We start from the raw sequence: 18,342 nt of genomic DNA, 5'->3' as shown, positions 1-18,342 counted from the left end.
TCTTGGTCGTACCCGGAGGTGGCACCTGGCGCTCATGACGGCCAGTGTGGTGGTTCCGCCCGGCCCACCCGGCGCCAGGCGAACGCCACCGGCACGGCCAGCAGCAGACCCACCGCGCCGGCGAGCGCGATGGTCGCGTGCGCGGAACCGAGCGCCTGCGCGACCAGCCCGCCCACGCCGACGCCCACCCCCTGCGCGACCCGCAGCCCGGTCCGGTACAGGCCACCCGCGCTGCCCCGGATGTCGTTCGGCACCCACGTGATGAACGTGGCCGACACCGTGATGACGTACGCGCCCGTCGCACCGGCCAGCGCGAGCAGGATCAGCGCGAACACCAGGTTCGGCCGCAGCGCGAACGCCGCCAGCGCGGCCAGCGGCAGCGCGGCCAGCACACCGAGCAGCTTGCGGCGGTGCTCGGTCGTGACGAACCGGGACAGCAGGAACGTCCCGGCGACGAAGCCCAGCGGGTCGGCGGCCAGCAGCCAGCCGACCGCCTGGTCGCCCACGCCCAGCTGTGCGGCGAGCGGCGCCGCGAGGCCCTCCGGGATCACCGCCAGCCCGACGAGCCAGGACAGGTAGAGCAGCACCCGCAGCCGTTCGTCGCCGAAAACCTGCCGGACGGCGCCGAACCACGGGGCACCGCCGTTGCCCGCGGTGGGCCGGCGCAGCACCAGCAGCCGCACGGCGACGGCGGCCACCAGGAACGTCAGCGCGTCGATCGCCAGCGCCCACGACGTCCCGACGGTGGTCACCAGCAGGCCGCCGACGGCCAGGCCGGCCAGCATCGCCGTGTTGTTCGTGATCCCGCGCAGGTCCTGGCTCTGCAGGTAGACGTCGTCGTCGGCGAAGACTTCGCGGCCGAGCGCGTTCTGCGCCGCGTTGCCCGGCGCGTTCGCCAGCCGCGCGAGGACGAACAGCCCGAACAGCCAGCCCAGCGGCATCCCGGGCAGGGCCATCAGCCCGATCAGCACGGCCTGCGCGAACGAGCCGGTCACCAGCACCGCGCGCCGGGGGAACCGGTCGGCGAGCTGGGACAGGCCGAGCCCGCCGGCGAGCGCGGGCAGGAACGTCAGTGAGTAGACGACGGCCGACAGCAGCGGCGACCCGGTCCGGTCGAAGGTGAGGATGGCCAGCGCGACGATGGTCAGCTGGTCACCCAGCATCGACTGCGTCTCGGCGAACCACAGCGCGCGGAACTCGCGGTTGGCCAGCACGGCCCGGAACCGGGGTGTCGCGCGCGTCGTCACCTCGTAACCACCGTCCCCCGATCGAGTGAACATGGACGTCCGCATTGTGCCTCTCCGGTGACGACCCCAGCCGGGGGAGTCACGGACGACCACCGGGAAGCACCCACAGTATGCCGCCGGTTACGCGCCGATGTCACCGGAATGCGCGCCAGTCACCCCCTCGTGACCGGCCCCGGATACCTCCGGGCTGATCGAACCGGACTCGTTCGGCGCAGGGCGGCGGCCGCTCGTCGTCGCGCCGATGCCGCGTTGGACCGAATGGGCCAAGACTGGACAGGGAGCCGGCCGGGGTGGGCGGACCGCGCCGCGGCGCTGCAGATCGGGGAGAAGCATGGACGGGTTGATGCAGGGCAAGGCGGTCGTGGTCACCGGCGCCGGACGGGGCCTCGGCGAGGCGTTCGCGGTCCACGTCGCGCGCGCGGGCGGGGCCGTGGTGGTCAACGACGTCGACGCCGAGCTGGCGGAGCGGACGGCGGAGAACATCCGGGCGCACGGCGGCCGCGCCGTGGCCAGCGGGCACAGCGTGGCCGAGGCGGGCGAGGCGCAGGAGATCGTCGACCTGTGCGTCAAGGAGTTCGGCGGGATCGACGGGCTGGTCAACAACGCAGGGCTGAACTACGAGGCACTGCCCTGGGAGGACGACGCCGAGCAGGCGCGGGAGCTCGTCGCGGTCAACGTCCTCGGCGTGGTGAACACCGGGCTGGCCGCGATCAAGGCGATGGTCGACGCGGGCACCGGCGGCTCCATCGTCAACATCTCCTCGGGTGCCTCGCTCGGGCAGCGCAAGCTCGGCGTGTACGCGGCGAGCAAGGGCGCGGTCGCGTCCCTGACCTACTCCTGGGCCCTCGACCTCGAGGACGTCGGCATCCGCGTCAACGCCGTCTGCCCGCTCGCGCACACTCGGATGGTGTGGAAGTCCGAACGCTCCCTGCGCGCCTGCCCGCCGGACCGCACGCCGTCGCGGATCGCGCCGGTCGTGCTGTTCCTGCTCGGCGACGGCTCGGACGGCATCACCGGCCAGATGATCCGGTGCAACGGCCCGCAGCTGCACGTCATGGGCCAGCCGTTCCTCAAGCAGCCGATCCTCGAGCGCCCGGTGTGGGACACCGAGACCGTGCAGAAGGCCTTCGACGAGGTCTTCTCCGCCCACCTGGAGAACTACGGCCTCGAGAAGCGCGTCCCGCCCCGGCTGCGCAAGTGGACCGACACTTCGCCCCGCACTGCCTGACCACTTTGCTTTTCAAAGCCGAGCTTTCCCTAGGAAAGATGCGTCCGAAGGGCCTCCAGACGCATCTTTCCTGGCGAAAGTGGCGGGGTTGGTCAGGCGCCGGCGGCGGGTTCGGGGTCGCGGGTTGCGGCGTAGAGGGCCTCGATGTCGGCCGAATAGCGGTCGTTGATGACCCGGCGCTTGAGCTTGAGCGTCGGGGTCAGCTCGCCGGATTCGGGCGTCCACGTCTTCGGCAGCACGTGGTAGCGCTTGATCTGCTCGATCCGCGCGAGCCTGCTGTTGGCCGACTCGACCGCGCGTTCCAGCTCGGCCCGCACCGCCGGGTGGTCCGCGAGCTCCTCCGGCGCGGCTTCGACGCCGTTCGCCGCGGCCCAGCCCGGGGCGATCTCGTCGTCGAGCACGATCAGCGCCGTCAGGTACGGGCGGTCGTCGCCGATCGCGACGGCCTGGCCGACCAGCGGGTGCTCCTTGAGCAGGCCCTCGACGCGGGTCGGGGCGATGTTCTTGCCGCTCGACGTGATGATCAGTTCCTTCTTGCGGTCGGTGATCGTCACGAAGCCGTCTTCGTCGATCGTGCCGATGTCGCCGGTCGCGTACCAGCCGTCGGCGTCGGTGGCGTCGGCGATCGTCCCGTCCTCCTGGAGGTACCCGAGGAACACGATGGGGCCGCGGACCAGCAGCTCGCCGTCCTCGGCGACCTTCACCTCGACGCCGTCCAACGGCTTGCCGACGGTGCCCGCGCGGAAGTCGGAGCCGGAGTTGGACGTCGCCGCGCCGGTCGTTTCCGACAGGCCCCAGACCTCGCAGATCTCGATGCCGAGACCGGCCAGGAAGTAGATGATCTCCACCGGGAGCGCGGCCGCGCCACTGGAGGCGACGAGCACCTTGTCGAGCCCGAGCAGCGCACGCACCGGCGCCAGCGCGGCTTCGTCGGTCTGCCGGATCTTCTCGGCCAGCTCCGCGGGCACCGGCTTGCCGGCGCTGCGCAGCTTGTAGCCCTGCTGCAGCAGCTCGTTGGCCTGCAGCAGCGCGGTGCGCCGGTCCTCCGGCACGCCGCCGAGCATGTTCTTGAGCCCGGCGACCATCTTCTCCCACACGCGGGGGACGCCGAAGAAGCTCTGCGGGTGCACCTTGCCGAGCGCGCCGGCGACCGCCGTCGGGTCGGCGAGGGTGTGCACGTGCCCCGCCCACACGATCGGCAGGTAGATCGACAGCTCCCGCTCGGCGATGTGCGCGAGCGGCAGGTACGCGATGTTCGTCGCGTGCATCGGCGGGTGGTGCAGCTCGGTGACCGCGTACGCCTGGTGGATCGCGTTGCGGTGCGAAAGCACGACACCCTTCGGGTCACCGGTGGTGCCGGAGGTGTAGATCATGGACAGCGGGTCGTCCGGCTTGATCTCCTGCCACGAGCGCTCGAAAGCGTCCGGGTCGCCGGCAAGCGCTTCCCGGCCCCGGGCGCGTAGGTCGGCGAAGGAGAGGAAGCGGTCGTCGCCGGCCGGGATGGCCGTCTCGTCCAGCACGACGACGTGCCGCAGTGCCGGGAGGTCGTCGAGCACCGGCCGCCAGCGCGCCAGCTCGTTCTCCCCGCCGAGCACCACGACCGGCGCCGCGCTGTGCCGCGCGACGAACCGGACCTGGTCCGGGCTGAGGGTGGCGTAGGCGGTGCAGGGGATCGCGGACAGGTGCGTCGCGGCGAGGTCGGCGACGATGTGGTCCGGGCAGCCGGGCGCCATGATCAGCATGCGGTCGCGCGGGGCGAGGCCCAGCCCGGCGAGCCCGCGGGAGACCTCGGCGATCGCCGTGCGGAACTCGCTCCAGGTCAGCGTCGGCTGTCCTTCGATGTCGAGCGAGGTGATCGCCGGCAGGTCCGGGTAGTCGACCGCGTTGCGGTGCAGCAACCGCGGGATCGTCTGGCCTTCGGTCTGCTCGGCGACGGACGGGGTGGTCAACGCTGGCCTCCTCGGTGCTCCGGATGGCCACACTGTAGGGGCTCCCGGCGCAGGTGGATAGAGAATCGCGGCCAGGTCAAGCGTCGCCGTCGAAACGGACACCGCGGTCAGGTCTTCACGACTGTCCATTGTGTACACGAGCGGGCGCGCGTGAACCACGCTTCAATGGAAGTACTGCTTCGTTCAAGACTGCATCATTCAAGACTGCTTCATTCAAGGACGTGGACTCCAGGGGGAACCGATGACGCGGTCGGCGCGCAAGCTGCTCGAAGAGATCCAGGCCGAACTCGCGCCGCGCGACGGTGACAACCGGCTCGTGCCGCTGATCACCGCGGGCCGGGCACCGCGCGCGGTGTTCGCCGCGCTCGCCGCCGAAGAGAAGCTGATCACGCTGAGCGACTGGCGGAGCTTCCACGAGCTGGCCGCCCGGGCCGACGAGCCGAACGCGCGTGCCTTCTTCGGCGGGCTCGCGCCGGGCGAGCAGCAGGCGAACGGGATGCTGGACGCGTTGCTCGCGGCGACTGGTCCGGACCACGGGGAGGAGCGGCCGCGGGCGGGCTGCCAGGTCTACCCGGCGTACGTCGCCTGGCTCGCGCTGAACGGCGAGTCGTCGGCGACCGCGGCGGGAATCTTCGCCAACTTCGCCGCCTTCGGCCGGTACTGCCGGGACGTCGCCGCGGGCATGCGCGAGCACTACGGGTTCACCGGCGAGCAGTGCGCGTTCTTCGACTTCTTCGCCGCGGACGTCCCGGAAATAGAAGACCAAGCGCTCGCCGCGATCCAGGCCGGCCTCGACGCGCACCGGCTCGACGAGCGCGAAGCGCACCGCTACGCGCGGTTGTTCCAGAGCTACGAACTGCTCTTCTGGAACACCTTGGCCGACGAGTTCCCGGGCTGAGGACGCCGCCGCCGCGGCGGAACCGGTTCCGCCGCGCCACGGCGGGGTCCTCCGGCCGCGCCTGCGAAATGGCAGGAATTCCGCCTCCCGCTCCGGAGAATCCGTGGCTGGGTCCGAGAAAACTGCCCAATCCGCTTTCGTGAGACCGTCCACCCCGGACGAACGGTGTCCCCGGGCACGTGGACCGGTGTCCGTGATGTTTGTCACCGAACGATTCGGCCCTGTCGTACGTAGCGGAGCCGGCGGGGACGCGCAGGGCGACCGAGACCGGTTCCGGCCGGTACGCACTGCGGTGGAACGGATGTCGCGCTGGGACGAACGTCACGACTTTCGGTGGTGGACTTTCCAAGCGCAGGCAGCGAGTGTGGACGGGTCACCGATCCAAGATCACGTTATCGCCACGGACTTGACGCGCCCTGGAGGGCTGCCTAACGTCGTCGCGGGCGAAGCAGACCACGGTGATGTTGATCCGGCTGGTCGGAATCCGGGTGTTGACCGCCTCGGGCGACCCGAAACCATGTACTGCCGGAAGGAAAACGGACCCAGGTGAAGCAGATTTCTCTTCGACGCAACCGGGGATCCTCGATTCGGAAGCGCGTGCTCACGATCGCGCTCGTCCCCAGTGTCGCGCTGTTGCTGGTCGGTGTGGTCCTCGCGGGCTACCTGATCTACGACGCCGTCACCGGCCGTGACTACACGAACCGCATCCGGGGCTCGGAGGCCCCGTCGATCCCGTTCCTCGCCTCGCTGCAGCAGGAGCGCCAGGCCACGCTGACCTTGATCGCGGGCCAGAGCAACCAGCGTGCCGTGCTCGCGGCCGTCCGGCCGAAGACGGACGAGAACGCCGCGAAGACGGTCCAGTACCTCAGGGACAACTTCGCCGACTACGACGACACCCCGCCGAGCGTCCAGAAGAACATCGCCACCTTCTTCGGGTTGTTCCAGCAGCTGCCGCAGAACCGGCAGGCGGTCGACAGCGGCCAGATGCAGCTCAACCAGGCCTTCGTCTACTACAACAAGATGATCGACCAGTTCACCGACGGCGTGGCCGGGCTGGCCCAGAACGCGCGCGGCGCCCAGAACGCGTTCGACCGGCTGACGGCCATCCCGCTGTTCACCGCGGCCGACGCGATGCAGCGCAGTGACGCGCTCGCCGCCGCCGGGCTGGCCGCGGGCGGGTTGAGCAACGACGACTTCCGGACCTACGTCGGCCAGGTCGGTGCCTACCACGCCCAGCTCGACGCGTCGGCGCCGAAGCTGATCCCCGAGGTCAAGGCCAAGTACGACGAGCTGCTGGCCAGCCAGCCGTGGCAGACGGTGAACCAGGTCGAGACCGCGTTCCTGCGCGGCGACCTGTCGAAGCTGCCGGTGCCGCAGGACCAGTGGCGCGCCGCCGCCCGCCAGGTCGGCGCCGCGATGATGGGCATCTTCGTCCTGCAGAGCTCGAACGCGAGCCAGGCCGCGATCAACGACGCGGACTCGACGTTCACCGAGTCGCTGATCGCCGGTGTGGTCGCGGTCCTGTTCGCGGTCTTCGTGGTCTTCGTCGCCGTCCGGCTGTCGAACCGGCTCATCGGCCGCCTGCACCGGCTGCGCGAGGACACCCTCGACGCGGCCGAGGTCCGGCTGCCGGAGCTGGTCGCCAGGGTCCAGGCGGGCGAGCCCGTCGACCTGGAAGAGGGCGGGCACTTCCTCGACCACGGCACCGACGAGATCGGCCAGGTCGCCGACGCCTTCAACAAGGCGCAGCAGACCGCCATCGCGGCCGCCATCGAGGAGGCGAAGATCAAGGAGGGCACCAAGACGGTGTTCCTCAACATCGCCCACCGCAGCCAGGTCATCGTGCACCGCCAGCTCAAGGTGCTCGACCAGGCCGAGCGCAAGCAGGAGGACCCGGACCAGCTGGACACGCTGTTCCAGCTCGACCACCTCTCCACCCGTGCGCGCCGGAACGCGGAAAACCTGATCATCCTCGGCGGCGGGCAGCCGGGCCGTCAGTGGCGCAACCCGGTCGGGCTGGCCGAGCTGGTCCGCGGCGCGTCCGCCGAGACCGAGGACTTCGCCAGGGTCAAGACGGCGGTGCTGCCGCAGATCGCCATCCGCGGCCCGGTCGTCGGCGACCTCGTGCACCTGCTCGCCGAGCTGATCGACAACGCGACGGCGTTCTCGCCGCCGCAGTCGCGGGTCGAGATCCGCGGCAACGTGGTCGGCAAGGGTGTCGTGATCGAGGTCGAGGACCAGGGTCTCGGGCTCGAGCCGGACCAGACCGAAGAGATCAACGCGATGCTGGCCGACCCGCCGGACTTCGGGATCATGGCGCTGTCGGACGAGCCCCGCCTGGGCCTGTTCGTGGTCGCGCGGCTGGCCGCGCGGCACGGCATCCAGGTGCACCTGCGGGAGTCGGCCTACGGCGGCACCCGGGCCATCGTGCTGGTGCGCACCGACCTGCTCGCCCCGCTCGCCGAGACCGAGCCGGAGCAGCCGATCACCCCGCCGAAGCCGGAGCTCGTCCCGAACCCGGCCGAGCCGGAGACGATGGCCAACGACGAGGTCGCGCCGCTCAAGCGGCCGGTGCGCCGCCCGGCCCGGCACCGCACCGAGCCGGCGGCCCCGCCCGTGACGGCTCCGGCCGCGGTGCCCCCGCCGCCCGTGGCCGTCCCGCCGGTCACCGTGGCGACGCCGGCCGCGGACCGGTCGCCGTCCCAGCCGGCATCCACACCGCCGTCGTCCACGCAGCCGCCGTCCGCGCCGACGCCGGTCCCGGCCGGGTCCGTGTCGGAGCCGGTGAGCCAGCCGACCCAGGCCCAGCCGGTGGCCGCGGTGCGGCCGCCCGCCTCGCCCAACCGGACTTCGCGCCCGGCGCGTCCGGCCGCGCAGCAGCCCGTGTGGCCGCCGCAGGAGCCGCGGTCCGCCGCGACGCCCGAAAGCCGCCCCCAGCAGCCGCGCCGCCCGGAAGCACCCGGCCGTCCGCCGTTGCCGCAACGGCGACGTCAGCAGAGCCTCGTGCCCCAGCTGCGGGAAGATAAGCCCGCACAGGAACGCGAAGAGGTCCGGCTGGACTCGCCGGAGGCCGCCCGCAGCAGGCTGTCCGCCTTCCAGCAGGGCACCCGGCGGGCCCGTGACGAAGAGTTTTCCGAGAACGACGACAGGTACGGAGAGCGCGAGTAATGGTCAACTCAGGCGCCCACGAGCTCGACTGGCTGCTGGACGACCTCGTCAAGCGGGTCGCCGGGGCAGACCGGGCGGTGGTGCTGTCCTCGGACGGCCTGCTCATCGGCAGGTCGGGCAACCTTTCCGAGGAGGACGCCGAACACCTGTCCGCGGTGGCTTCGGCGTTCCAGAGCCTGGCCCGCGGCACCGGGCGGCACTTCGGCGGCGGCAACGTCCGTCAGACGATGGTCGAGATGGATCACGCGTTCCTGTTCGTGACGGCGGCCGGGCGAGGTGCCTGCCTCGCCCTGCTGGCTCGTGAAGACGCGGACATGGGGCTGGTCGCCTACGAAATGAACCTGATGGTGAAGCGGGTCGGACAGGTGCTCACCTCGGCCCCGCGGACCGCCGGCGCGCAGCCCACCGCACCATGAGCGCACGGCACGAAGCCTGGTTCGACGACGAGGCCGGCCCGCTGGTCCGGTCCTACGCGGTCACGGGCGGCCGCACCCGGTCGGACACGCTCGGGCTCGACCTCATCACGCTCGTGGTCGCGCTGCGCACCGCGCACGAAGCGGGCATGCTCGAACCGGAGTACGCCCGCATCATCGCCTTGTGCCAGCGGCCGGTCTCGGTGGCCGAGGTGGCCGCCAGGGTCGATCTCCCGCTGCCCGTGGTGAAGGTGATGCTCAGCGACCTCATCGAGCAGAACCTGGTGCTGTTCCGTACCGCGGCACCGGTCAAGGAAACTCCCAACCGACACGTATTGCAGGCGGTTCTTGATGGCATCCGGAAACTCTGACCCCCGGCGGAACCTGACCGCGACCGCGGTCAAGGTACTCATCGCCGGCGGGTTCGGGGTCGGCAAGACCACGATGGTCGGCTCGGTGAGCGAAGTGCCGCCGCTGCGGACCGAAGAGGTCATCACGACCGCGTCCGAGGGAGTCGACGACCTGTCCGGCGTCGAGCAGAAGACCACCACGACGGTCGCGCTCGACTTCGGCCGCATCACGATCAACCCGGACCTGATCCTCTACCTGTTCGGCACGCCCGGGCAGGACCGGTTCTGGTTCATGTGGGACGAGCTGGCGGAGGGCGCGCTCGGCGCCGTCGTGCTGGCCGACACGCGCCGGCTCGACAGCTGCTTCGCCGCGGTGGACTTCTTCGAGCGCCGCAACCTGCCGTTCGTCGTCGGCGTGAACTGCTTCGACGGCGCGTACCGCTACGGCACGGAAGAGGTCCGGCAGGCGCTCGACGTCGGCATGGACGTCCCGCTGCTGCTGTGCGACGCCCGCGAGCGCGACTCGACGAAGCAGGTGCTGACCAGCCTGATGGAACACGTGATGGCGCGGTCCGACCTCGCGGCCGCCCAGGGCGGCTACTGATCGGACCGCGCGGGGTCTGCGTCAGCGGCGTCGCTTGATCAGGTTGTCCAGCGCGAACCGGCCCGGGCCGACCGCGGCGAGCAGCAGGAAGACCCACGCGTAGACCGCCGACGGCTCGCCCATGTTCTGCAGCGGCAGCAGGCCCATCGGCGCGTGCACGGTGAAGTAGGCGTAGGCCATCACGCCGGAGAGCAGGATCGCGGCGGGCCTGCTGGCGAGCCCGATGAGCAGCAGGACGGCGCCGGCGAGCTCCAGCACGCTGCCCCACCAGCCGGGCCAGGAGCCGAACGGGACGCCGCCGCCCTGGCCGTCGATCCCGCCGAAGAAGCCGAATCCCTGCAGGCCGTGGAAGCCGAACAGGAACGAGATCACGATCCTGCTCGCGCCGACCACGATGCCGGTGACCTTGGTCTTCGCCGGGGCGGTGGTGGTCTTGCTGTCGTGGGCGATGGTGGCGGTCATGGTGGTTCCTTCCCTGGGTTCCGCTTGCCTTCTGCCTACGCGTCGAGCGGGCCCCGGCCGGATCGACACCCTCGCGGAAAATCTTGGAAGAGTTTCGGGACACTGTCCCCATGGCGGGTAAACACAGTGCCGGGCTCCTGCTCTACCGAGGCCGCGGCGACGACGTCGAGGTGCTGCTCGGCCACATGGGCGGGCCGTTCTGGGCGAAGAAGGACGCGGCCGCGTGGTCGCTGCCCAAGGGCGAGCTCGACCCGGACGAGTCTCCGGAGAAGGCGGCCCGGCGGGAGTTCGAGGAGGAACTGGGCCTGCCCGCGCCCGACGGCGAGTACGTCGAGCTGGGCGTGGTGAAGCAGTCGGGCGGCAAGGTCGTCACGGCGTGGGCGGTCGAGGCCGACCTCGACCCGGCCTCGGTGGTGCCCGGCACCTTCACCATGGAGTGGCCGCCGCGTTCGGGCCGTCAGCAGGAGTTCCCCGAGGTGGACCGGGTCGCGTGGTTTTCGCTCACGGACGCCCGCGAGAAGCTGGTGAAGGGCCAGCTGCCGTTCCTGGACCGGCTGCTGGCACTGGTCAGCGGCTGAGCAGGGCTTCCAGCGGCTTGGCGGTGAACGACGGCAGCACGACGTCCGCCTGCCCGAAGTCGAGGCTCCGGGTGATCGCGTTCGGCACGGCGACGCAGGTCAGGCCGGCGGCCTTGGCGGAGGTGACGCCGTGCGGGGTGTCCTCGAAGGCGATGGCTTCGTCCGCTTCTGTCCCGAGCGCGGCGAGGGCGGCCAGGTAGAGGTCGGGATCGGGCTTGGCGCGGTGCCGGTCCCCGGTGAGGACGGCGTCGAAGTAGCCGTCGATGCCGAGCCGTTCGAGGTGCGGGTTCACCCAGGCCCCGGACGAACTGGAGGCGACGGCCAGCTTGATGCCGTGCCGGCGCGCGGTTTCGAGGTAGCCGAGCACGCCTTCGCGCGGACCGAGGTCCTCGAGGAGCCGGAGGACGTGCGCCCGGGTCTGGGGCCGCAGCGCCTCCGGGTCGATGCCGGGAGCGCGCTCGGCGAGCAGCGCGAACATCGCGGCCGTGGTGTGCTGCGTGCCGATGACGGCGTACCAGGCGTCCAGCGGCAGCTCGGTACCGTGCTCCCGGAAGACGGCCTGCCACGACTGCAGGACGGCGGACTCGGTGTCGGCGAGCGTGCCGTCGAAGTCGAAGACCAGAGCGCGGGTGGGCACGCCTGCACCCTGCCCGCTCGGTGATCGTTCGGGCAAGCGGGTTGTGACGAGGGCCCGCCTCAAGCCAGGAAGAACTCCTTCAGCACCGGGGCCAGCGCCGGCGCCTTCACGATGTGCGTCTGGCCCGGGAGCGTCCGGTACTCCGCCGACGGCAGCACCTTCGCCAGTGACGCCACGCCGTGGCGCATCCAGTCCGGGCTGCGGCCGCCGTCGATCACCAGCGCCGGGACCTGCACCTCCGGCCAGGCCGACGGCAGCGGTTCGCCCGTCTGGTGCTCGATCACCAGCGCCGTGTCGTACGGGAGCGTGTGGGCCACCTTCTTGAGCTTGGCCCAGAACGGCATGATCCGCATCGTCGCCACCATCGCGGCGCTCAGGCCGACGCCTTCGGTCATGAACAGCTTGACCGCCTTGCCCCGCTTGCCTTCCTGCAGCGCTTGGTCGAGCCGGGCCGCGTAGCCGGGCGGGACCCGGCTCCGGGTGCCGTCGACGATGAACGGCGGCTCGTACAGCGCCAGCTTCGTGACCGGGAGGTTGCGAGCCGCTTCGAGCGCCAGTGCGACGCCGGACGAAATGCCGAACAGGAACACCTCGCCGCCCGCCTCCTTGACGACCGCGGCGAGGTCCTCGACCTCGCGCTCGACCGCGTACGGCCCGGTGTCGCCGCTTGCGCCCCGGCCGCGGCGGTCGTAGGTGTACACGGTGAAGTGCGTGGCCAGTTCCTTCGCCAGCGCGTCGTTGGGGGACGAGCCGCGGTAGCACATCGCGCCGTCCACGAGGACGAGCGCCGGACCGGATCCGGTGCGGGTGTAGGCGATCCGGGTGCTGTCAGCAGAGCTTGTCGTCGTCATGCGCACAGCCTGCAGCCGAAGCATCGGTCTGTCAAGACAAAAAAATTTGTCGGTAGACCTCGTCCAGGGCGGTCGGAGGGAAAGTGTCAGGCGGAGCGCAAGGTCAGGAGCGTGATCTCGCTGGGCGCGAAGATCCGGAACGGCGGGCCCCAGAACCCGGTGCCGCGGCTGTTGTACAGCTGCGTGTCCCCGTGCCGGGTCAGGCCGGACAGCGTCGGCTGGTCGAACCGCACCAGGAAGTGGAACGGCCAGATCTGCCCGCCGTGCGTGTGCCCGGAAATCTGCAGGTCGATGCCCGCCTCGCGAGCCTGGCGGACCTGCTTCGGCTGGTGCGCCAGCAGCACCACCGGGACGTCGGCGGGCCGGTCGGCCAGCGCCGCGGCCAGGTCGGGGCCGTGGCCCGGCAGGCCGGACGCGGTGCCGGTCGGGTCGTCGATGCCGGCGAAGAGGATCTGGTCGCCGCCGCGTTCGAGCAGCGTCGCGCGGTTGTGCAGGGTGTCCCAGCCGAGCCCGGCCATGTGGTCGAGCCACGCCTGGGCCTCGCCGAAGTACTCGTGGTTGCCGGTGATGTAGAACCGCCCGAGCCCGGCCTGGACGCCGCCGAGCGGGTCGACCTGCTTGCGGCGCTTGGCCACCGCGCCGTCGGCGAGGTCGCCGGCGTGGCAGACGACGTCCGCCTCGAGCGCGTTGACCGCCGCGACGACGTCCTCCGACCACTTCGTCCGGTCGATCGGCCCGAAGTGGGTGTCGGTCAGCACGGCGACGCGCAGGCCGTCGAGTCCCGGCCCGAGCCGCGGGATGACGACGTCGACGGCCTTCACCGGCGGCACGCGCATGGCGACGCGGTTTCCGTGCACGAGCAGCCCCGCGGCGATCAGGGCGGTCGCACCCGCGACGATCCGCGACCGCGCCGGGTCGTCCACGCCGAGCAGCGCGACCCGCAGGACGAGACTCAGGATCGACCAGCTGAACAGCACCCAGATCACGGCGAGCAGCGAGTCGCCGAGCCGGGCGGCGCCGTCGCGCTGGCGCCGCCCGTGGCCGCGGACCATGGCGACCGGCATGGTCACCATGCCCAGCACGAACAGCGCGGTGCCGGCGATCGTGCCCGCGGTGCCCCAGTCCGGCGCGAGCACCAGCGTCCACCACGGGACGGCGAACAGCAGGAGCAGCGCCAGGAGCGGCACGACGACTAGTTGGCCTCTCATCGAACCAGGTTACAGCCCATCGGGCTGTTAGCGTCTTCGCTCCTCCGCGCGGGCGTTGCTACGACGCGGCTCGTGAGCGCCGCCAGTCCTCGACCGCCTCTTCGACGTCCACCGGCGCCACCGTGAGCGGTGGGCCGGCGAGGTGGTTGAGGTAGGCCTGGCGGATCCGCTCGTTGAGCTCCTCGACGAGCTCCCGCACCCGCCGTTCGGTCCGCTCGGCGGCGAGCGTCACCGGCAGGTCCTGCACTTCGCGCTTGAGGGCCAGCGACGGCGGCAACAGCGCCTTCGTGTCGTGCCCGCCCTTCCGGACTTCGCGGAGCACCCAGTCGGTCGCCGCGTCGTTGCCGGTGGGCTTCGGCAGCGGCTGCCCGGTGCCGGGCAGGTCGTCGAACTCGCCGCGTGCCCTGGCTTGTTCGATTTGCCGGTCGACCCACCAGCGGAAGGACACCTTGGGCGGCTTGCGTGCGGTCATCTCCTCACACCCCCTCCGTCCGCTTCCAGGATAATCTCCGGACGACGAGCGAGGGGACCGCATGACCGCCGAACGCAGTGGCGCCGAGGACGTCGACCGGACGCTGGCGCTGCTCTGGCGCGCCCGCGGCGCCGCCACCGAACCGACCCGGGGCCGCCGTCCGACGCTGACGATCGAGCGGATCGTCGCCGCCGCGATCGCCGTCGCGGACGCCGACGGGCTCGCCGCCGCGTCGATGCACCGCGTCGCCAAGGAGCTCGGTGCCGGCACGATGACGCTCTACACCTACGTGCCCGGCAAGGCCGAGCTGGTGGACCTGATGGTCGACGACGTGCTCGTCGGGCGGCGGCTGCCCGGTCCGGGTGAGCCGCGCCGCGGGGACTGGCGGGAGCAGGTGGCGCTCTACGCCGAGCGGACCCGGCAGGCCTACCGCGACCACCCGTGGCTGTGCGAGGTCTCGCGCGTCCGGCCGCCGCTGGGCCCCGGGCAGCTGGCGGGCCAGGAGTACCTGCTGTCGATCATGGACGCGCTGGGGTTGCCGCCGCGGCAGGCCGTCGCGGCGGCCAACGGGATCGGTACGTACGTCGACGCGAACGCCGCGCTCGACGCCGAGAACACCCGGCTGGAGCGCAGCACCGGCCAGTCGACCGAGGCGTGGTGGCACCAGCGGTCGTCGTTCTGGGAGAACTACTTCGACGTCGACGCGCACCCGGCGATGAACCGCATCTGGCTCGGCGGCGGCTTCGACCAGAGCGCCAAGTCGCAGGGTGACACGGCGTACGAGTTCGGCCTGAACCGGATGCTCGACGGCATCCAGGCCCTGGTGGACTAGCGCCGGCTGCGCCACCGCAGCCCGCGCCGCTCCTGCCGGGGCACCGAAGCCACCGGGGCCGCGCGCAGGACGTCCCGGCAGACCGGGTCGAACCGGCCGGGCTCCTCGATCATCGGCGCCGCCAGCACGACGTGCCCGCAGACCGCCCGGAACCGCCCTTCGTGCCGTCCCACCGCGAACTCCTCCTCGGTGACGGCGTGGGTGTAGCCGTCGGTGTCGCAGCGGATGTGCACGAGGAACGGCTCCACCGGCCTCACCCGGCCGAACTGGTCGAGGTGGTCCCGGTGGGGGTGGTCTCCGAGTTGGCCGGGGTGGCGGCCGTGGACGACGGCGGCTCGGTGGTGCTGGTCGTCGTGGGCGGCGGCGTGGGCGTCGACGGCGGAGTGGTCGGGTCCGGGGACGTCGGGGTGGTCGAGGTCGGCGTGGTGGACGTCGGGGTCGTGGACGCCGGCGTGGTGGGCGTCGTCGACGTGCCGGGCAGCGTACCCGGCGGCGTGGGGACGACCGGCGGTGCGGGCGGGGCCGGGATGCCGACCGGGGATCCGGCCGCGGCGGCGTCCGGGGCGTCGGGCGCGCCGATCGGCACCTGGCTGTCGGGCAGCTGGGCCACCCCGCCGCGGTAGGCCGAGGCCCACGCCAGCACGGTGTCCACATAGGACTGCGAGTTGTTGTAGCGGCGGACGGCGATGCGCTGCCCCGCGTCGGTGGAGAGGTCGAGACCACCCGAGCACAGGTAGCGCGCGGTGGCCAGCGTCTCGTCGTAGATGTTGTTCGGGTTCGACACGCCGTCGCCGTTGCCGTCGGAGGCGTAGCCGCGCCACGTCGACGGGATGAACTGGGTCGGGCCGACCGCGCGGTCCCACACGGTGTCGCCGTCGTACTTGCCGCCGTCGGTGTCCCGGATCGCGGCGAACGCGCCCGCGCCGTTGAGCACCGGGCCGAGGATCGGCTCCAGCGTGTCGCCGTTGACGTTGACGTACCCGCCGCGGGCGTGGTTCGACTCGATCCGGCCGATGCTGGCGATCAGCGCCCAGTCGAGGTGGCAGTTCGGCTGTTCCTTGGCGATGATGTCCGCGGCGTTCTTGTAGGCCCTGAGCATGCTCCCCGGGATGCCGAGCGACCCGGAGATGCCCGCGGAGCCGGCGCGCCCACCGGGCACGACCAGCGGCTCGGGCAGCGGCGGCTGGGGCAGGCTGCCGTCGACCGCGATCGGCGGCATGACGATGTTCGGCTGCTGCGGCGCCGCGGCGACAGCCTGGTCCGGCACGCTGTCCCCGGCGTTGGCCACCACGACCGGCGCGGGCAGGCCCGTGGTCAGCGTGGGCAGCACGACGAGCGCCCCACCCGCGAGCGCGGCGGCGGCCCGGCGGACCGAGCGCCCGCTCTTGCGACGTGGCCGGTGCTTGGGCATGGTCGTCCCCGCTTCCCTCGATCTGTCGCTGATCGCCTCACCCGATCGGCCTCACCCACCGGTACTGACCGGTAGGAGCAAGCTATCCGATGGAAGCAAACTTTGGCGAATGCCACAGCCAAATCTGCCCTTGAGGGAGAAGTTCGTCTGGATGGCACAAAACCTTCGTAGGAAATCTGTCAGATTCACCAGGACTTAACGGGGTGCTGCGGAGAGTTGCCCGACGGACAAGCCGCGCCGGCTCGCCCGCGACGTCCGCTTCGCCCGGCTCCAGCGCCTCGGCGGGCGCGCACCCGGTCCGGACCACTCGTTCGGATCTTGCGGGGAATCGTCGGTGAAAACGTTTGTCGACGAGGTGGGCGAAGCCGGTTTCGTCAGGGGCTCGGTGCTGCATGTGGACGGTGGCGGCCGGCTCGGGTGAATGAGCCTTTACACGGACTTCAAGCGTTCCTATGATCGGCCGTCCGGACGCGTTGCCGCCCGTCCGGACGGCCCAGGTGGAGGGTTTGATGGCACGTAGGGCTCCGCGCCGAGAGCAGGTCACCGTCGCCGAGCTGCTGGTCCGGTCCGACGCACCGCCCGACCGTTACCGCGACGAGGACACCCTCGTGCTCCCGCGGGCGCGGCACCGGGAGAAACCGCAGGTCCTGCGTTCGCTGGCCCGGTTGCGGGTGTTGTCCGTGGTCGCCGGGGCGCTGGCGCTGACGGGCGGCGTGAGCGCGGCGGTGTCGATGCCGAGCGAGCGGAACGCGGCCGCGACCTGGCCCCCGGCCGGCTTGGAACCCCCGGCGGTGGCACTGGTGCCGCTGCCGGCGGACGTCGTCGTGCCCCCGGCCAAGCAGGTGCAGCAGCCACCGGTGGTTCCGGAATCCGTAGCGCCATCCCTGGAACCAGCCGATATTTTCCCAGCCGCCCAGGATCCGAAAGCGAAATCCGTCAGCCCGGTTGCGCACCGCGGAACCCTTGCGCGGGCGGTGAAGATCGTCGACAAGGTGAAGACGCCGGTGAAGGCGAAACCGAAGCCGCCCGAGCGGGCCGCCCCGGTGCGCCACGAGATCCCGGACGTCCCGCTCTGGTCGCACGGCCGTCCGAAAACCCAGGATTGGCCGTCGATGTCGGCCGGCCGCCGCCCGGCGGGCTTTCCCACGGGCGGCCACCACGGCTGCGGCGGCGGCCGCCACCGCCGCTGAAGTTCAGGTGCCGAGCGGGATCTGGTACTGTATGAAGCCCTTGTCGAGCGCCACCTGGTCGTAGAGCCGCCGCGCGGCCGTGTTCGACGTCTGGGTGTGCCAGTAGACGCGCACGCACCCCCGAGTCCGAGCCCACTCGGCAACGGCTTCGATGAGCGCCCGGCCGACCCCGCGCCCGCGCGCGTTGGCGTCGGTGAAGAGATCCTGCAGGTAGCAGACGTCGGCGGAGGTGGTGCTGACGTGCGTGAAGAAGTGGACGATCCCGACGAGCTCGCCATCGACCCGCGCGCCGAGAGCGTGCATCCGTTCCCCGGCGGCGAACTCCCGCCAGGCCCGGTCCATGAGTTCCGGCGCGAGGGTCCGGCCGTAGAACGAGTTGTAGCCGGCGAACAGGTTTTCCCAGGCAGCGCGGTCTTCTTCGGTGAGGCCCCCAATGGTGATCATGGTTCGAGGCTAACGCGCGGGGGACATGCACCGGACACAACTCGCGAGTAAGGTGACGAACCCGAATCGAATTCATAGAATTTCGGAGCCCGGTCGGCGAAAGCAGCGGAGGTTCCTGATGGCGCGCACGGCGCACCGTGCCAACGGCAGACCCGTCACGGTGGGTGAGCTGATGCTGCGGCCGGATGTCCGGGGCCGCCGCCGCCCCGAGGACATCGAGGTTCTCGAACTCGCGTACCGCATGCGCCGCCGAATCGGCCCGGAGACCGAGACGCGGACCCCATCACCCCGCGCCCGGGCACTGGCAGTGGTGACCAGCCTTTGGCGGCGCAGGCCGAGATAGCCCGGTCACGTCGCGCTGGCTGGGGTTCCGGCGTTTGCTTGCCGTGTGGACTGTGGG

At 71.3% G+C, this 18,342-nt stretch carries 19 protein-coding genes; 9 read left to right on the top strand and 10 right to left on the bottom strand.

Going from position 1 to position 18,342, the window contains the following annotated elements; all coding sequences use genetic code 11:
• Positions 1–32: 32 nt before the first annotated feature.
• Positions 33–1,280: an MFS transporter gene (locus tag ACLJQE_RS18870; RefSeq protein WP_410640565.1), complete on the bottom strand. Its 1,248-nt coding sequence runs from the start codon at positions 1,278–1,280 to the stop codon at positions 33–35.
• A 298-nt stretch (positions 1,281–1,578) separates the two neighbouring features.
• Here ACLJQE_RS18870 and ACLJQE_RS18865 point away from each other — a divergent pair, with 298 nt between their 5' ends.
• The gene (locus ACLJQE_RS18865) at positions 1,579–2,475 is read left to right on the top strand and encodes an SDR family NAD(P)-dependent oxidoreductase (protein ID WP_410640564.1); all 897 of its coding nucleotides are present in this window, start codon (positions 1,579–1,581) and stop codon (positions 2,473–2,475) included.
• A gap of 92 nt (positions 2,476–2,567) precedes the next feature.
• Here the strand turns inward: ACLJQE_RS18865 and ACLJQE_RS18860 are convergent, their stop codons facing one another.
• Positions 2,568–4,424, bottom strand: coding sequence for an AMP-dependent synthetase/ligase (locus ACLJQE_RS18860; protein WP_410640563.1), 1,857 nt, complete (start codon positions 4,422–4,424; stop codon positions 2,568–2,570).
• 241 nt (positions 4,425–4,665) lie between these two features.
• Between ACLJQE_RS18860 and ACLJQE_RS18855 the strand changes: the two genes are divergently transcribed.
• The 5 genes from ACLJQE_RS18855 to ACLJQE_RS18835 all read left to right on the top strand — a co-directional run bounded on the left by ACLJQE_RS18855 (position 4,666) and on the right by ACLJQE_RS18835 (position 9,857).
• Positions 4,666–5,322 (top strand): transcriptional regulator, encoded by a 657-nt coding sequence (locus ACLJQE_RS18855; protein ID WP_410640562.1) that lies wholly within the window; start codon positions 4,666–4,668, stop codon positions 5,320–5,322.
• A gap of 597 nt (positions 5,323–5,919) precedes the next feature.
• Positions 5,920–8,490, top strand: a complete 2,571-nt coding sequence (locus tag ACLJQE_RS18850) for a nitrate- and nitrite sensing domain-containing protein (protein ID WP_410640561.1) — start codon at positions 5,920–5,922, stop codon at positions 8,488–8,490.
• Positions 8,490–8,906 (top strand): roadblock/LC7 domain-containing protein, encoded by a 417-nt coding sequence (locus tag ACLJQE_RS18845; protein ID WP_043776694.1) that lies wholly within the window; start codon positions 8,490–8,492, stop codon positions 8,904–8,906. Before ACLJQE_RS18850 ends, ACLJQE_RS18845 begins: the two co-directional genes overlap by 1 nt.
• Complete coding sequence (locus ACLJQE_RS18840) at positions 8,903–9,274, top strand: DUF742 domain-containing protein (protein ID WP_410640560.1); 372 nt, start codon at positions 8,903–8,905, stop codon at positions 9,272–9,274. Before ACLJQE_RS18845 ends, ACLJQE_RS18840 begins: the two co-directional genes overlap by 4 nt.
• Positions 9,255–9,857, top strand: coding sequence for a GTP-binding protein (locus tag ACLJQE_RS18835; protein WP_103344348.1), 603 nt, complete (start codon positions 9,255–9,257; stop codon positions 9,855–9,857). The genes ACLJQE_RS18840 and ACLJQE_RS18835 overlap by 20 nt, the downstream gene beginning before the upstream one ends.
• A 21-nt stretch (positions 9,858–9,878) precedes the next feature.
• On the opposite strand, the gene ACLJQE_RS18830 is transcribed toward ACLJQE_RS18835, so the two are convergent.
• The gene (locus tag ACLJQE_RS18830) at positions 9,879–10,319 is read right to left on the bottom strand and encodes a DoxX family protein (RefSeq protein ID WP_410640559.1); all 441 of its coding nucleotides are present in this window, start codon (positions 10,317–10,319) and stop codon (positions 9,879–9,881) included.
• A 110-nt stretch (positions 10,320–10,429) separates the two neighbouring features.
• On the opposite strand from ACLJQE_RS18830, the gene ACLJQE_RS18825 reads away from it, so the two are divergent.
• Positions 10,430–10,897 (top strand): NUDIX domain-containing protein, encoded by a 468-nt coding sequence (locus tag ACLJQE_RS18825; protein ID WP_410640558.1) that lies wholly within the window; start codon positions 10,430–10,432, stop codon positions 10,895–10,897.
• On the opposite strand, the gene ACLJQE_RS18820 is transcribed toward ACLJQE_RS18825, so the two are convergent.
• The 4 genes from ACLJQE_RS18820 to ACLJQE_RS18805 form a co-directional block, all read right to left on the bottom strand.
• Positions 10,887–11,534, bottom strand: a complete 648-nt coding sequence (locus ACLJQE_RS18820; RefSeq protein WP_410640557.1) for an HAD family hydrolase — start codon at positions 11,532–11,534, stop codon at positions 10,887–10,889. The genes ACLJQE_RS18825 and ACLJQE_RS18820 overlap by 11 nt on opposite strands.
• Positions 11,535–11,593: 59 nt before the next feature.
• Positions 11,594–12,385 carry an alpha/beta fold hydrolase gene (locus ACLJQE_RS18815; RefSeq protein ID WP_410640556.1) on the bottom strand — a complete coding sequence of 264 codons (792 nt, stop codon included), beginning with the start codon at positions 12,383–12,385 and terminating at the stop codon, positions 11,594–11,596.
• An 86-nt stretch (positions 12,386–12,471) separates the two neighbouring features.
• A complete protein-coding gene (locus ACLJQE_RS18810; protein ID WP_410640555.1) occupies positions 12,472–13,593 on the bottom strand; it encodes a metallophosphoesterase in 1,122 nt (373 codons plus the stop codon).
• A 58-nt stretch (positions 13,594–13,651) separates the two neighbouring features.
• Positions 13,652–14,065 (bottom strand): DUF1992 domain-containing protein, encoded by a 414-nt coding sequence (locus ACLJQE_RS18805; RefSeq protein ID WP_410640554.1) that lies wholly within the window; start codon positions 14,063–14,065, stop codon positions 13,652–13,654.
• 61 nt (positions 14,066–14,126) lie between these two features.
• On the opposite strand from ACLJQE_RS18805, the gene ACLJQE_RS18800 reads away from it, so the two are divergent.
• Complete coding sequence (locus tag ACLJQE_RS18800; RefSeq protein ID WP_410640553.1) at positions 14,127–14,897, top strand: TetR/AcrR family transcriptional regulator; 771 nt, start codon at positions 14,127–14,129, stop codon at positions 14,895–14,897.
• Here the strand turns inward: ACLJQE_RS18800 and ACLJQE_RS18795 are convergent.
• Both ACLJQE_RS18795 and ACLJQE_RS18790 read right to left on the bottom strand, forming a co-directional pair.
• The gene (locus ACLJQE_RS18795; protein WP_410640552.1) at positions 14,894–15,145 is read right to left on the bottom strand and encodes a hypothetical protein; all 252 of its coding nucleotides are present in this window, start codon (positions 15,143–15,145) and stop codon (positions 14,894–14,896) included. The genes ACLJQE_RS18800 and ACLJQE_RS18795 overlap by 4 nt on opposite strands.
• A 5-nt stretch (positions 15,146–15,150) precedes the next feature.
• Positions 15,151–16,308 (bottom strand): lytic transglycosylase domain-containing protein, encoded by a 1,158-nt coding sequence (locus ACLJQE_RS18790; protein ID WP_410640551.1) that lies wholly within the window; start codon positions 16,306–16,308, stop codon positions 15,151–15,153.
• A 509-nt stretch (positions 16,309–16,817) separates the two neighbouring features.
• On the opposite strand from ACLJQE_RS18790, the gene ACLJQE_RS18785 reads away from it, so the two are divergent.
• Complete coding sequence (locus ACLJQE_RS18785; protein ID WP_410640550.1) at positions 16,818–17,498, top strand: hypothetical protein; 681 nt, start codon at positions 16,818–16,820, stop codon at positions 17,496–17,498.
• 3 nt (positions 17,499–17,501) lie between these two features.
• Here ACLJQE_RS18785 and ACLJQE_RS18780 read toward each other — a convergent pair whose 3' ends face one another.
• Positions 17,502–17,942: a GNAT family N-acetyltransferase gene (locus ACLJQE_RS18780; RefSeq protein ID WP_410640549.1), complete on the bottom strand. Its 441-nt coding sequence runs from the start codon at positions 17,940–17,942 to the stop codon at positions 17,502–17,504.
• Positions 17,943–18,342: the final 400 nt, after the last annotated feature.

This window comes from Amycolatopsis sp. lyj-346 (genome assembly GCF_046548975.1).
Lineage (GTDB): Bacteria > Actinomycetota > Actinomycetes > Mycobacteriales > Pseudonocardiaceae > Amycolatopsis.
The sequence above is the reverse complement of the archived record's forward strand: the minus strand, read 5'-3'. Positions and strand labels throughout refer to the sequence as shown.

Bases quoted from the DNA above. Each gene is read 5' to 3' on its own strand.
- ACLJQE_RS18835 (WP_103344348.1), top strand. From the start codon at position 9,255: ATGGCATCCGGAAACTCTGACCCCCGGCGGAACCTGACCGCGACCGCG.
- ACLJQE_RS18780 (WP_410640549.1), bottom strand. From the start codon at position 17,942: ATGATCACCATTGGGGGCCTCACCGAAGAAGACCGCGCTGCCTGGGAA.
- ACLJQE_RS18840 (WP_410640560.1), top strand. From the start codon at position 8,903: ATGAGCGCACGGCACGAAGCCTGGTTCGACGACGAGGCCGGCCCGCTG.
- ACLJQE_RS18825 (WP_410640558.1), top strand. From the start codon at position 10,430: ATGGCGGGTAAACACAGTGCCGGGCTCCTGCTCTACCGAGGCCGCGGC.
- ACLJQE_RS18785 (WP_410640550.1), top strand. From the start codon at position 16,818: ATGGCACGTAGGGCTCCGCGCCGAGAGCAGGTCACCGTCGCCGAGCTG.
- ACLJQE_RS18855 (WP_410640562.1), top strand. From the start codon at position 4,666: ATGACGCGGTCGGCGCGCAAGCTGCTCGAAGAGATCCAGGCCGAACTC.
- ACLJQE_RS18810 (WP_410640555.1), bottom strand. From the start codon at position 13,593: ATGAGAGGCCAACTAGTCGTCGTGCCGCTCCTGGCGCTGCTCCTGCTG.
- ACLJQE_RS18865 (WP_410640564.1), top strand. From the start codon at position 1,579: ATGGACGGGTTGATGCAGGGCAAGGCGGTCGTGGTCACCGGCGCCGGA.
- ACLJQE_RS18845 (WP_043776694.1), top strand. From the start codon at position 8,490: ATGGTCAACTCAGGCGCCCACGAGCTCGACTGGCTGCTGGACGACCTC.
- ACLJQE_RS18790 (WP_410640551.1), bottom strand. From the start codon at position 16,308: ATGCCCAAGCACCGGCCACGTCGCAAGAGCGGGCGCTCGGTCCGCCGG.
- ACLJQE_RS18830 (WP_410640559.1), bottom strand. From the start codon at position 10,319: ATGACCGCCACCATCGCCCACGACAGCAAGACCACCACCGCCCCGGCG.
- ACLJQE_RS18800 (WP_410640553.1), top strand. From the start codon at position 14,127: ATGACCGCCGAACGCAGTGGCGCCGAGGACGTCGACCGGACGCTGGCG.
- ACLJQE_RS18815 (WP_410640556.1), bottom strand. From the start codon at position 12,385: ATGACGACGACAAGCTCTGCTGACAGCACCCGGATCGCCTACACCCGC.
- ACLJQE_RS18805 (WP_410640554.1), bottom strand. From the start codon at position 14,065: ATGACCGCACGCAAGCCGCCCAAGGTGTCCTTCCGCTGGTGGGTCGAC.
- ACLJQE_RS18870 (WP_410640565.1), bottom strand. From the start codon at position 1,280: ATGTTCACTCGATCGGGGGACGGTGGTTACGAGGTGACGACGCGCGCG.